This is a genomic window from Vibrio sp. 1641 (assembly GCF_033339995.1).
Lineage (GTDB): Bacteria > Pseudomonadota > Gammaproteobacteria > Enterobacterales > Vibrionaceae > Vibrio > Vibrio alginolyticus.
In genome coordinates this window covers 1-13,183 of sequence record NZ_JAWOVP010000008.1, presented here as the reverse complement: position 1 = coordinate 13,183, position 13,183 = coordinate 1, and the positions used below count along the sequence as shown (strand labels likewise).

The window sequence follows — 13,183 nt, the reverse complement described above, 5'->3', positions numbered from 1 at the left end:
ATTCATGTGCATTTATTAACATTTAACAAACAATATCATATGCAAAAAGTGTTTTTTCAACATAAAAAACTATTAATAAAATAGTCGGCAAATACAAAAAGCCAAACTTAGGAAGAGAAAGGATAGGTCAAAACGTGAACAAAACAGCAAAACCACACAAATCCTGCTCCAACGCAGATTATGCGCCACTTAAGCGGTTTATTGACTAAGCAAAGGAAAGTACCGCTATCCTCATTCGTACGTCATAAGAAAACTCGCCGGTTTTAACCCTTTACGACACAATTGAGAGTGGGATAATAGATGAACAGTGTCAAAGCCAAGCCGTAAATAAAAGGAGCCCCTGTGCTTAAAGCGATTTTTTTTGATATGGACGAGACTTTATGTGCAACGTCACAAGCCGATAAAGTTGCAGGACAAGCGTTTACAACTTGGATTCATAAGACCTACCCACAAGTTACCGAGCCAAAAGCGTTTTTGCAGCGCTACTTACAGGGTGTATACAAAAAGCTGAATGCTGAGTTCCCTCACCTTGTGGCTCTGCTACCCGATGAAAATGCCTTCCGTTGTGGCCTGATCCAAAACATCTTGGCGGAGCAAGGCGTCAGCATCACTGCAAAAGAGGCTCAACAAGCTCAAGACTACTTTGACTCTGCACGTATGGGCGCGTTCACCTTCTTCCCTGGTGTAAAAGAAATGCTCAGCGACCTTCGTCAACATTACAAACTCGTCGTGATCACTAACGGTCCGATTTTTTCTCAACACCCTAAATTAAACGCGACACAAATGAGCAACTGGGTGGACCATATTATTGTGGGAGGAGAAGAGCCAGAAGAGAAACCTGCTACAAGTATTTTCCAAAAAGCGCTCGACTTGGTCGAAGTAAAACCAGAAGAGGCTCTACACGTGGGCGACTCTTTACCTGCTGACATTGCTGGCGCTAACAATATGGGCATTTTGAGTGTATGGGTGAATGCGACAGGCGCAAGCAACTCAACGGATATAACGCCAAGTTTTGAAATCCAAGAAACGGTAGAACTGAAAGAAATCCTTAAAACACTCGCCCAATAAAAGCAGCGGATTAGAAAACTACAAAACCCCAGACACTGCTCTGGGGTTTATTTTGTCAGCTCGAAAAGCATTTAGATCATAGGTGGTCAAAAGCCCCTAGAGCTGTACACTTTTGGGAAAAATTGAAATGGAATGCCGATTCTTTTCAGGAGAGATGCAAAAAAGCCCCAGTCTTTCGACTGGGGCTCTAAATAGCGGTCGGTGAAGAGCCGAATTCTAACTTCAGGCGAACCCCACTTGGGTTCAAATCCATTGATACATTACCGACTAATACAGTCCAAGCGAGATCATAAACTCTAAAACGACGAAAGCCTGCTAAAAAGCAGGCTTTCTAATAGTGGTCGGTGAAGAGGGATTCGAACCCCCGACCCTCTGGTCCCAAACCAGATGCGCTACCAAGCTGCGCTATTCACCGAACTGTATTTACTGATTTTCTCAAATCAGACAGGACACTTCAACTAAGAAGTCACCTTAATTAATGGGGTGGCTAACGAGATTCGAACTCGCGACCACCGGAATCACAATCCAGGGCTCTACCAACTGAGCTATAGCCACCATCAATTTTTGCTGTTTACCGCTCTATTAGAGCCATAAACTAAATAGTGGTCGGTGAAGAGGGATTCGAACCCCCGACCCTCTGGTCCCAAACCAGATGCGCTACCAAGCTGCGCTATTCACCGACGATGTTTTATCTTGATTGAATCAAGATTGGGAGCAATGCTACCGCATTCAATCTAAAAAAGAAAGAATGGGGTGGCTAACGAGACTTGAACTCGCGACAACCGGAATCACAATCCGGGGCTCTACCAACTGAGCTATAGCCACCACTGATTTTTACCGATGTATCCTCCGAGGCAATGGTACGCCCGAAAGGATTCGAACCTTCGACCTTTGGCTCCGGAGGCCAACGCTCTATCCAACTGAGCTACGGGCGCATGCCCTATCGGCGGAGTGGAATAATACGGATATCACACTATGCCGTCTAGTACTTTTTTTACTTTTTTTATCGTTTGGTCTCTTTTTCGACAGTTATCTTCCGTTAAAGTGGATTTTTGATGTGATTCACGCCCTGTCATGGATAACTTGTTGTTTATTGCAACAAGTTATCGGGATATAATCACCCATTATTTACATTGATTTAACAGCTGCAACCAAGTTGTCTAATCATTCTATGCCATTCAGTGGAATTTAATGATTTCTCTGCTCGGCATTAATACTCTAACTATATAAATAGGTAAGTCACTTACCTCGGGAATGTGAAGTGGGTTTAATGGATATGTCTCGACAAATGATTAGCGTTTTGTTCGCTGCCTTAACGTTTTCTACGGCAGCTTTAGCTTCTGACATCAGCCAAACTGAATACGATGCGATCGCAGAACGCATCCAACCTGTCGGTGATGTTTATCTAGCGGGTTCTGAGCCAGTGAAAGAAGAACCAACCGGTCCACGTGATGGCGCCACAGTTTATGGTACTTTTTGTATTGCTTGTCACGCATCTGGTGTAAACGGCGCACCTAAAACAGGTAATGCCGATGATTGGGCACCGCGTATTGCACAAGGCAAAGATACGTTAGTGAAGCACGCATTAGAAGGCTTCAATGCGATGCCAGCCAAAGGAACCTGTATGGACTGTTCTGACGATGAAATCATCGCAGCAATTGACCACATGATTGAAGGTCTATAAGTAAAGACATCAACGAAAAAGGCTTGCCAGTTGGCAAGCCTTTTTGTTTTTAGTCAGTGAGAACAAGGTTACTTTACTTCTTAAACATTGCTCGAATATTGGCAATGTGTGCTTGACCTTTCGCCATACGCTCTTCTGCTGATACTGGCTTTTTGTTTACTTCCCATTCAACGTCATCAAATGGCAACTCATCCAAAAAGCGGCTTTGAGTCGGTTTGATCAACTCGCCGAACTGCCGACGCTCTTTGCACATAGTGAAAGTCAGTTCACGTTGCGCTCGAGTAATACCAACGTACATCAGGCGACGCTCTTCTTCCACGTTATCTTCATCAATACTGGTTTGGTGCGGTAAAATACCTTCTTCGGACCCAATTAAGTATACATATGGGAACTCAAGGCCTTTTGATGCGTGCAAGGTCATCAGTTGTACTGCATCACTGTCTTCATCTTCTTCACCGCGCTCCATCATGTCACGCAAGGTCAAACGTTGAACGACTTCTTTTAACGTTTTCTCTTCTTGATCGTAGTTGTCACCCTCTAGGTCCGCCACTATCCAGGAATAAAGGTCAGAAACGTTCTTCATTCTCATTTCAGCGGCTTTCGGACTTGCTGAAGTTTCGTATAGCCAATCTTCATAATGGATATCACGAACTAGCGAACGAACCGCTTCGACGGTATCACCACGCTCAGCTTGATCAGCAATCGCCACTAGCCATTGGGTGAAACGACGCAGGTTTTCTAGGCCACGTCCCGTTAGGTGCTGTTCGAGCCCCATTTCAAAGCTCGATTCAAACAAGCTCTTCCCTCGCATATTGGCATAACTGCCTAACTTCTCTAACGTTACTGGGCCAATTTCACGTCGTGGAGTATTCACAATGCGCAAAAATGCATTGTCGTCATCCGGATTAACCAAAACGCGCAAATACGCCATGATGTCTTTAATCTCTGCGCGCGCAAAAAACGAGGTGCCGCCAGAAATTTTATACGGTACACGGTTTTGCATCAGAGACTTTTCAATCAAACGTGATTGGTGGTTACCACGATATAGAATCGCATAATCTTTATATTCGGTACGGTTTAGGAACTTATGCGCAATTAGTTCACCCGTTACGCGCTCTGCTTCGTGCTCTTCATTTTTAGCCAACAACACTTTGAGTTTTTCACCGTCAGGAATTTCAGAGAACAGGGACTTCTCATAGACGTGAGGGTTGTTAGCTATCAAAATGTTGGCCGCACGCAGGATTCGACTCGTTGAACGGTAGTTTTGCTCTAGCTTAATCAAACGCAAATTCGGATAATCTTCACCCAGCAACACGAGGTTCTGAGGTTTCGCACCACGCCATGAATAAATAGACTGATCGTCATCCCCTACAACAGTCAATCGCCCACGTTCTCCGACAATTAATTTGACCAGCTCATACTGACTCGTGTTGGTATCTTGATACTCGTCAACCAGTAGGTAACGGATACGATTCTGCCAACGCTGACGAACGTCTTCATGATTACGTAAGAGTAAAACGGGCATCAAAATTAGGTCATCAAAATCGAGCGCGTTATAGGCTTTCATTTGCTTTTGGTACATATCAAAACAGAACGCAAACAATTGTTGCTGTTCACCTTGCGCACGCGCTTTGGCTTGCTCTGGCGTCAACATGTCGTTTTTCCAGTTGGAAATACAACTCAGAAGCTGGCGTAGCAGATCTTTATCACCATCAAGCTGCTTTTCAGTAAGCTCTTTGAGCAGAGCTAGCTGGTCTTGGTCATCAAACAGTGAGAAGCCCGCTTTCAACCCTAAATGTTTGTACTCACGCTTGATGATGTTCAATCCTAAAGTGTGGAATGTTGATACCATCAAACCTTTAGACTCACCTTTCCCTAACGTTTGACCTACACGCTCCTTCATTTCACGTGCTGCTTTGTTGGTAAACGTCACCGCCGCAATGTTACGCGCTTTGTAACCACATTGCTGAACCAGATAAGCGATTTTATTGGTAATAACACGAGTTTTGCCCGAGCCAGCACCAGCTAGCACTAGGCATGGACCAGACACGTATTTCACGGCTTCATCTTGACTAGGGTTCAGCTTCATAGAAATTCTCTGCGGGTGATGAATGTGGCGCCTATGATAAAGGGGTGGCCTCGTGAAAGCTATGCTGATTTCTTGTAATTTTCACACCAATTAAGTGCAATATTCTGTTGCATAAATGGCGGGTATTTAAGCTATAATGAATGAACGTTCATTCACTAAAGGGTGACATTATGAAGGATAACCCTGCTGTAGATAAACGAGAACAAATCTTAGTCGCTGCTGAACAACTCATTGCTGAATCTGGTTTTCAAGGGCTTTCCATGCAAAAGCTCGCCAATGAGGCAGGTGTCGCAGCAGGGACGATTTACCGTTATTTCTCAGATAAAGAACATCTTTTAGAGGAACTACGCCTTAACGTTGCTAAGCGTGTTGCTACTGCGGTGCAACTAGGTGTTAGTGAAGAGATGCCTTTAAAACAGCGTTATCGAACCATGTGGCTCAATATTTGGAATTTAGCGAGCTCGAACTTAAGTGCGATCAGCAACCGAGTCCAATATGAGTCTTTACCCTGTTCAAATAGTAGCAAAGCTCGGGAACTTGAGAGACAAATGTTTGCCCAAGTAGATCTTCTTTTTAATCAGGGTAAAGACGAGGGAGTATTCAAGCTTCTCGATAACGAAGTACTTTCTGGATTAAGTTTTGAGGCAAGTGTTGCACTTGCTCGGAAACACGCTTTGGGATTTTATCAACTGGATAAGACGGCATTAGAGGCCGCTATTGAAGCCAGTTGGGATGCAATTATTAAACACTAACTTGGAGTTCTTAATAGAATGAAAAAGTGGACTTTCTTTATGTTACTTATCGCCGTTCTCTTGTTCGGCAGCGTGATAGGTTTCAATTTATTTAAGCAACAAAAGATCGCTGAATACATGGCAAACCGTCCTGAACCTGAGTTCCCAGTAACCGTGACAGAAGTGCAAGCGGTGGATTGGGTACCAGTCATCGAGGCAATTGGTTTTATCGAGCCAAATCAAGGCGTGACGGTAGCGAACGAAACGAGCGGTGTTATCGATAAAATCGCATTTGATTCCGGTACTCAAGTCAAAGCAGGTCAGCCACTAGTACTGCTTGACTCTGACGTTGAGAAAGCGAATTTAAAGAGCTCGCAAGCTAAGTTGCCAGCGGCAGAAGCGAAATACAAACGCTACCAAGGCCTATTCAAAAAAGGCTCTATTTCTAAAGAAGCGTATGACGAAGCAGAAGCAAACTACTTCTCCTTAAAAGCAGACATTGAAAGCCTGAAAGCGACCATCGACCGACGCGAAATCAAAGCGCCATTTGATGGTGTGGTAGGTATTCGTAACGTGTACCTCGGTCAGTACCTACAGGCGGGCACCGACATTGTTCGCCTTGAAGATACCAGCGTGATGCGCTTGCGCTTCACCGTGCCACAAACCGATATTTCACGTATCAATATCGATCAAGAAGTGGATATCTTTGTTGACGCTTATCCAGACCAACCTTTCAAAGGGTCTATTTCTGCGATTGAACCAGCTGTAAACGTACAAAGTGGTTTGATTCAAGTTCAAGCGGATATCCCTAACAGTGACGGCAAACTGCGTAGTGGTATGTTCGCGCGTGCAAACATCATTCTGCCTAAATTAGAAAATCAGGTCACTCTACCTCAAACCGCGATCACATTTACGCTGTATGGCGACAATGTTTACATCGTAACAGAAGAAGATGGCGAAAAACGCGTTAAGCAGCATGTGGTAAAAGTTGGCGAACGCTCTAAAGATATCGCACACATTCTAGAAGGCGTGAAGCCAGGTGATGTAGTGGTGACATCGGGTCAAGTCCGTTTGAGTAACCATGCGAAAGTAAGCATTGTCGAAAGCGATGCAACTACCCCACCTGCTGAAACACCAATGCTTTAAGTTGGAGGCATCATGCGCTTTACAGATGTTTTTATAAAACGTCCAGTTTTAGCGGTATCGATCAGCTTTTTGATTGCATTGCTTGGTTTGCAAGCGGTGTTCAAAATGCAGGTTCGTGAATACCCTGAAATGACGAATACGGTGGTCACCGTGACCACCAGTTACTACGGTGCAAGTGCCAACTTGATCCAAGGCTTTATTACTCAGCCATTGGAGCAAGCGGTAGCGCAAGCCGATAATATTGATTACATGACTTCGCAATCGGTACTGGGTAAATCGACCATTACTGTAAACATGAAGTTGAATACTGATCCAAATGCGGCGTTGTCTGACATTCTGGCGAAAACCAACTCGGTACGTTCACAGCTACCAAAAGAAGCCGAAGACCCAACCGTAACCATGTCGACAGGTTCGACAACGGCGGTACTGTACATCGGCTTTACGAGTGACGAGTTATCTTCAAGCCAGATCACTGACTACCTTGAGCGTGTAATCAACCCGCAGTTGTTCACCGTAAACGGTGTGTCCAAAGTTGACCTGTATGGTGGTATGAAGTACGCACTGCGCGTATGGTTAGATCCTGCCAAAATGGGCGCTTTGAAGTTGACCGCAACCGATGTGATGAGCGTTCTTAACGCCAACAACTACCAATCTGCAACCGGTCAAGCGACGGGTGAGTTCGTGCTTTATAACGGTAGCGCAGATACTCAGGTATCAAACGTTGCTGAACTTGAAGCATTGGTCGTGAAAACTGGTGAAGGGGATGTCATCCGCCTAGGTGATATCGCTAAAGTAACGCTAGAGAAGAGTCACGACGTTTATCGCGCAAGTGCAAACGGTCAAGAAGCTGTGGTTGCGGCGATCAACGCAGCGCCAAGTGCTAACCCAATAAACATTGCAGCAGACGTACTTGAACTGTTGCCTCAGCTTGAGCGCAACCTACCAAGTAACATCAAAATGAACGTAATGTACGACTCAACTATCGCCATCAACGAATCGATTCACGAAGTAGTGAAAACGATTCTTGAAGCAGCAGTAATCGTACTTGTGGTTATCACACTGTTCCTAGGTTCATTCCGCGCGGTAATCATTCCTATCGTGACCATTCCACTTTCATTGATTGGTGTGGCAATGGTGATGCAGGCAATGGGGTTCTCTTGGAACTTGATGACGCTACTGGCGATGGTGCTTGCCATCGGTCTGGTGGTGGATGACGCGATCGTTGTACTAGAAAACGTTGACCGTCACATCAAAGAAGGGGAATCGCCATTCCGAGCTGCAATTATTGGTACGCGTGAAATTGCGGTTCCAGTTATCGCGATGACATTGACGCTAGGTGCAGTGTACGCGCCGATCGCATTGATGGGTGGTATCACCGGTTCATTGTTCAAAGAGTTCGCTTTGACACTGGCAGGTTCAGTATTCGTATCCGGCATCATCGCTTTGACACTATCACCAATGATGTGTTCGAAGATGCTGAAGGCGAACGAGAAGCCAAGCAAGTTTGAGCAAAAAGTTCACCATATCCTTGATGGCATGACCACTCGTTACGAAGGCATGTTGAAAGCGGTAATGGCTCATCGTCCGGTTGTTATTGCGTTTGCAATCATTGTATTTGCAAGCTTACCGGTCTTGTTCAAGTTTATTCCTAGCGAACTAGCACCATCTGAAGATAAAGGTGTGGTCATGCTGATGGGTACTGCCCCATCAAACGCGAACTTGGACTATATCCAAAATACCATGGATGACGTAAACCAAATACTCTCAGATCAACCGGAGGTGGAATACGCACAGGTCTTTAATGGTGTACCAAACTCAAACCAAGCGTTTGGCCTAGCAACATTGAAGCCTTGGAGTGAACGAGAGGCAAGCCAATCTGAAATCACGAAACGTGTGGGTGGCCTAGTATCAAGTGTGCCTGGTATGTCTGTCACTGCATTCCAAATGCCAGAGCTTCCAGGTGCAGGCTCAGGTCTACCTGTTCAGTTTGTAATTACAACACCAAATAGCTTCGAGAGCTTGTTTACTATCGCTAGCGATATTCTAACCGATGTTGCAAGTAGCCCAATGTTTGTCTATTCCGACCTGGATTTGAACTACGATTCAGCAACGATGAAGATCAAGATCGATAAAGACAAAGCGGGTGCCTACGGTGTGACTATGCAAGACATTGGCATCACTCTCAGCACCATGATGGCAGATGGTTATGTAAACCGAATCGATCTGAATGGCCGCTCGTATGAGGTGATTCCTCAAGTTGAGCGTAAATGGCGTCTAAACCCAGAATCGATGAAGAACTACTATGTACGCTCTGTGGATGGTAAAGCGGTTCCATTAGGCAGTCTGATTACTATCGATGTGGTGGCTGAGCCTCGCTCTTTGCCACACTTCAACCAGCTAAACTCAGCGACTGTGGGTGCAGTACCATCGCCTAGTGTTGCTATGGGTGACGCAATCGACTGGTTTGAGAATATTGCACAAACCAAGCTGCCTGCAGGCTATAACCACGATTACATGGGCGAATCTCGTCAGTTTGTAACGGAAGGTAGTGCCTTGTATGCAACCTTCGGTCTTGCACTTGCGATCATCTTCCTCGTTCTGGCGATTCAATTTGAATCACTCCGCGATCCTATTGTCATCATGGTATCTGTACCTCTGGCAATATGTGGTGCCTTGATCGCATTGGCCTGGGGTACGGCCTCGATGAACATCTACTCGCAGGTTGGTTTGATCACGCTGGTCGGCCTAATAACCAAGCACGGTATCTTGATCTGTGAAGTCGCCAAAGAAGAGCAGTTACATAATAAACTGTCTCGTATTGATGCGGTGATGGAAGCTGCGAAAGTGCGTCTTCGCCCTATCCTAATGACCACTGCAGCGATGATCGCAGGTCTGATCCCGCTGATGTACGCAACAGGTGCAGGTGCCGCGCAACGTTTCAGTATCGGTATCGTCATCGTTGCTGGCCTTGCAATCGGTACACTGTTCACACTATTCGTACTACCTGTGATTTACAGCTACCTAGCTGAAAAACACAAACCTCTGCCAGTATTTGTTGAAGACAAAGACTTGGAGAAGTTAGCGCGAGTTGACGAAGCGAAAGCAGCTCATCGTGAATTAGCGGATAACAGATAAGCTATTAAGGCATTCAAAAAGGTCACTTCGGTGGCCTTTTTTATTGCCGCTCTCTTTTTTGCCATCTAAGTGGCGACTTTCACGTATCATTTACTTAAAATGAGGACAAATCAAAAGGAGTTTTAGCCACTATGTTTGACCCAAAGAAATTAGAGCAAATTGCTAAACAGATTCACGACTCAATGCCTCAACCTGTAAAAGAATTGGGCTCTGATGTCGATCAGAAAGTTCGTCAAGTAATCCAAGGCCAGCTAAACAAGCTAGATGTTGTAAGTCGCGAAGAGTTTGATGTTCAAACTCAAGTTTTACTACGTACACGTCAAAAGCTAACAGAAATGGAACAGAAGTTGGCGCAACTTGAAGAAAAGCTTGCTGAAAAATAAGTATCAAAGCGCTCCTCACAAAGGAGCGTTTTTCTTATCGGCGCGCAGATAAATCGGCTAAAAACAAAAAGGCTTGGTCAACGGCGACCAAGCCTTTTGATTAGATGTTGTGTTTTATTTTGTATCTATCACTCCAGTCTGCCTGGAGTTTATCTACTGCGTTACTTGAGACTAAGTAAATTACGCTGTATTAAGGTTTCATTTCTAGGAGAAGGCGCGGACTTTACGATAGTAAACGAGCACCTTCGACACCGAAATGGAGTCATTTAGCCGCCCACCGCGATACGCTTCATATCAGTCATGTAACCACGTAGCTCTTCACCGATGTACTCTACAGGGTGGTTACGGATTGTTTCATTCACAGCGATAAGAGTCGCGTTATCCACTTGGTTAGACGTTTCACCTAAACCTTTACCAATTACGTCAGTATTTACGGCTGGCATAAACTTCTCACGTAGAAGCGGCGTTGCTACGTTAGCGAACAGGTAGTTACCGTATTCCGCAGTGTCTGAGATAACCACGTTCATCTCGTATAAACGCTTACGTGCGATAGTGTTTGCGATAAGTGGCAGCTCGTGTAGAGACTCGTAGTAAGCAGACTCATCGATGATGCCAGATGCCGTCATCGCTTCGAATGCTAGCTCAACACCCGCACGAACCATAGCAACCATCAAGATACCGTTATCGAAGTACTCTTGCTCAGAGATTTCTACGTCAGTTTCTGGGTAGTTTTCGAAAGCAGTTTCACCTGTTTCTGCACGCCAGCCTAGTAGATTTGCATCGTCGTTTGCCCAGTCAGCCATCATAGTGCTAGAGAAGTGACCGGTGATGATGTCATCCATGTGCTTGTTGTATAGCGGACGCATCAGTTCTTTTAGCTCTTCAGAAAGCTCAAATGCTTTCACTTTTGCAGGGTTAGTTAGGCGATCCATCATGTGAGTGATACCACCAAACTTCAGTGCTTCAGTGATGGTTTCCCAACCGTATTGAAGAAGCTTACCAGCGTAGCCAGGATCGATACCATCAGCAATCATCTTCTCGTAACATACGATAGAGCCAGCCTGTAGCATGCCACAAAGGATAGTTTGCTCACCCATTAGGTCAGATTTCACCTCAGCAACAAAAGAAGACTCTAGACAGCCTGCACGGTGACCGCCTGTTGCTGCAGCCCAAGCTTTCGCGATATCCCAACCTTCACCTTTTGGGTCGTTCTCTGGGTGAACAGCGATAAGAGTCGGTACACCGAAACCGCGCTTGTATTCTTCACGAACTTCCGTACCTGGACATTTAGGTGCAACCATTACTACCGTTAGGTCTTTACGGATTTGCATGCCTTCTTCAACAACGTTGAAACCGTGAGAGTAACCTAGTGCTGCGCCTTCTTTCATCAACGGCATTACCGTCTCAACAACGTTTGTGTGCTGCTTATCTGGAGTAAGGTTTACTACTAGATCAGCTTGTGGAATTAGCGTTTCGTAGCTACCTACCTCAAAACCGTTGTCTTTTGCGTTTTTGAATGACTGGCGTTGCTCATCAATCGCGGCTTGGCGAAGCGCATAAGCAACGTCTAGACCAGAGTCGCGCATGTTCAGACCTTGGTTAAGACCTTGAGCACCACAACCTACAATGACTACTTTCTTACCTTTCAGATAATCCGCTTCTGAAGCGAACTCACTGCGGTCCATAAAACGACAACGACCTAATTGGTCCAACTGCTCGCGCAAGTTTAGGGTATTGAAATAATTAGCCATCTGGGTGCTCCTTTGAGATTCTTCCATTGAGGTCAGTAATTGCCTTACCGAATAACTTCATACTAAAACAGACATGAGATTGCTTAAAGTGATATATTCACAATTAGTTATTGCAATTTATGCAACATGGAAATGAAAATTTAATGAATATCAAAAGCCTGCAACTTTTCATTCATCTCTGTGAGAGTAAAAGTTTCGCCAAGACCGCAGCGGCAATGCATATTAGCCCTTCAGCCTTAAGCCGACAGATACAAAAATTAGAGGAGGAAACCAGCCAACAATTGTTTTTACGCGACAACCGTAGCGTTGATTTAACTATCCAAGGTAAAAAGCTAGTCCCAGTAGCCTTAAAGATTCTTGGCGAATGGCAGCAGTATCAGAGTCACCTGAAGGGAACCGAGGATGAATTGAAAGGAGAAATCCGTCTCTTTTGTTCTGTTACTGCAAGCTACAGCCATCTTCCGGAGCTAATCTCTGACTTTCGTATTCAGAACCCTTTCATTGAGTTCAAACTATCAACCGGCGATCCAGCTCAAGCGATCGACAAAATACTAGCAGATGAAGCCGATATTGCCATATCAGCCAAGTCAGAACAGATGCCAAATAAAATCGCATTTGAAACGATCAGTGAAATCCCACTTTCTGTCATCGTACCTGTTGGGGTTAGTGCGTTTGCTGAAGAGCTACAAAAAGAAAAACCAGACTGGTCGGTCATTCCATTCATACTCCCAGAAGCAGGAACGGCAAGGGACAGGGCCAATACTTGGCTCAAACAAATGAAAATAAAGCCAAAGATCTACGCACAAACCTCCGGACATGAAGCCATCGTAAGTATGGTTGCATTGGGGTGTGGAGTAGGTATCGCACCTGATGTTGTAATCAACAACAGTCCGGTAAGAGAAAAGATAAATCGTTTAAAAGTCTTACCAATTAAACCTTTTAAACTTGGTGTTTGCTGCAACAAAACTCAGCTGGAGAATCCGCTTGTTAAAGCCTTTTGGAAGGTTGCAGAGAGCAAGTATATCGCACCTTAGATGAACACTTTTTAGGTATAAAGTGAGCTAATTTTAAAACTCTATAGATGCAAAAAAGCCCGCTCTTTCGAGCGGGCTTCTTAAATTTAAAGCCTGGCGATGTCCTACTCTCACATGGGGAAGCCCCACACTACCATCGGCGCTATTTCGTTTCACTTCTGA

Annotated in this window: 9 protein-coding genes and 5 tRNA genes; 7 read left to right on the top strand and 7 right to left on the bottom strand. The window is 45.0% G+C overall.

Translation table 11 applies throughout. The features are described 5' to 3' along the window. Positions 1 to 342: 342 nt before the first annotated feature. Positions 343 to 1,068, top strand: a complete 726-nt coding sequence (locus R7Z47_RS15995) for an HAD family hydrolase (protein ID WP_005379107.1) — start codon at positions 343 to 345, stop codon at positions 1,066 to 1,068. A gap of 338 nt (positions 1,069 to 1,406) precedes the next feature. On the opposite strand, the gene R7Z47_RS15990 is transcribed toward R7Z47_RS15995, so the two are convergent. The 5 genes from R7Z47_RS15990 to R7Z47_RS15970 all read right to left on the bottom strand — a co-directional run bounded on the left by R7Z47_RS15990 (position 1,407) and on the right by R7Z47_RS15970 (position 2,003). After that, positions 1,407 to 1,483 (bottom strand) — tRNA-Pro (locus tag R7Z47_RS15990). 64 nt (positions 1,484 to 1,547) lie between these two features. Continuing rightward, positions 1,548 to 1,623: transfer RNA gene (locus R7Z47_RS15985), tRNA-His, on the bottom strand. Between the two features lie 48 nt (positions 1,624 to 1,671). Continuing rightward, positions 1,672 to 1,748 (bottom strand) — tRNA-Pro (locus tag R7Z47_RS15980). Between the two features lie 69 nt (positions 1,749 to 1,817). Then, positions 1,818 to 1,893 (bottom strand) — tRNA-His (locus tag R7Z47_RS15975). Between the two features lie 33 nt (positions 1,894 to 1,926). After that, positions 1,927 to 2,003 (bottom strand) — tRNA-Arg (locus R7Z47_RS15970). Positions 2,004 to 2,338: 335 nt separating this feature from the next. Between R7Z47_RS15970 and R7Z47_RS15965 the strand changes: the two genes are divergently transcribed. Further along, positions 2,339 to 2,752 carry a c-type cytochrome gene (locus R7Z47_RS15965; protein ID WP_005384252.1) on the top strand — a complete coding sequence of 138 codons (414 nt, stop codon included), beginning with the start codon at positions 2,339 to 2,341 and terminating at the stop codon, positions 2,750 to 2,752. Between the two features lie 73 nt (positions 2,753 to 2,825). On the opposite strand, the gene rep is transcribed toward R7Z47_RS15965, so the two are convergent. After that, complete coding sequence (gene rep, locus R7Z47_RS15960) at positions 2,826 to 4,841, bottom strand: DNA helicase Rep (RefSeq protein ID WP_005379104.1); 2,016 nt, start codon at positions 4,839 to 4,841, stop codon at positions 2,826 to 2,828. A 170-nt stretch (positions 4,842 to 5,011) separates the two neighbouring features. Here rep and R7Z47_RS15955 point away from each other — a divergent pair, with 170 nt between their 5' ends. The 4 genes from R7Z47_RS15955 to ubiK all read left to right on the top strand — a co-directional run bounded on the left by R7Z47_RS15955 (position 5,012) and on the right by ubiK (position 10,236). Next, positions 5,012 to 5,593 (top strand): TetR/AcrR family transcriptional regulator, encoded by a 582-nt coding sequence (locus R7Z47_RS15955; RefSeq protein ID WP_005384254.1) that lies wholly within the window; start codon positions 5,012 to 5,014, stop codon positions 5,591 to 5,593. An 18-nt stretch (positions 5,594 to 5,611) separates the two neighbouring features. Beyond that, positions 5,612 to 6,718 carry a multidrug efflux RND transporter periplasmic adaptor subunit VmeC gene (gene vmeC, locus R7Z47_RS15950; RefSeq protein ID WP_005398173.1) on the top strand — a complete coding sequence of 369 codons (1,107 nt, stop codon included), beginning with the start codon at positions 5,612 to 5,614 and terminating at the stop codon, positions 6,716 to 6,718. A gap of 12 nt (positions 6,719 to 6,730) precedes the next feature. Further along, positions 6,731 to 9,853 carry a multidrug efflux RND transporter permease subunit VmeD gene (vmeD, locus tag R7Z47_RS15945; RefSeq protein ID WP_005379100.1) on the top strand — a complete coding sequence of 1,041 codons (3,123 nt, stop codon included), beginning with the start codon at positions 6,731 to 6,733 and terminating at the stop codon, positions 9,851 to 9,853. 131 nt (positions 9,854 to 9,984) lie between these two features. After that, positions 9,985 to 10,236 (top strand): ubiquinone biosynthesis accessory factor UbiK, encoded by a 252-nt coding sequence (gene ubiK / locus R7Z47_RS15940; protein ID WP_005379099.1) that lies wholly within the window; start codon positions 9,985 to 9,987, stop codon positions 10,234 to 10,236. 266 nt (positions 10,237 to 10,502) lie between these two features. On the opposite strand, the gene ilvC is transcribed toward ubiK, so the two are convergent. Further along, the gene (gene ilvC / locus R7Z47_RS15935; RefSeq protein WP_005379098.1) at positions 10,503 to 11,987 is read right to left on the bottom strand and encodes a ketol-acid reductoisomerase; all 1,485 of its coding nucleotides are present in this window, start codon (positions 11,985 to 11,987) and stop codon (positions 10,503 to 10,505) included. 143 nt (positions 11,988 to 12,130) lie between these two features. Here ilvC and ilvY point away from each other — a divergent pair, with 143 nt between their 5' ends. After that, the gene (gene ilvY, locus R7Z47_RS15930) at positions 12,131 to 13,021 is read left to right on the top strand and encodes an HTH-type transcriptional activator IlvY (RefSeq protein ID WP_005379097.1); all 891 of its coding nucleotides are present in this window, start codon (positions 12,131 to 12,133) and stop codon (positions 13,019 to 13,021) included. Positions 13,022 to 13,183: the final 162 nt, after the last annotated feature.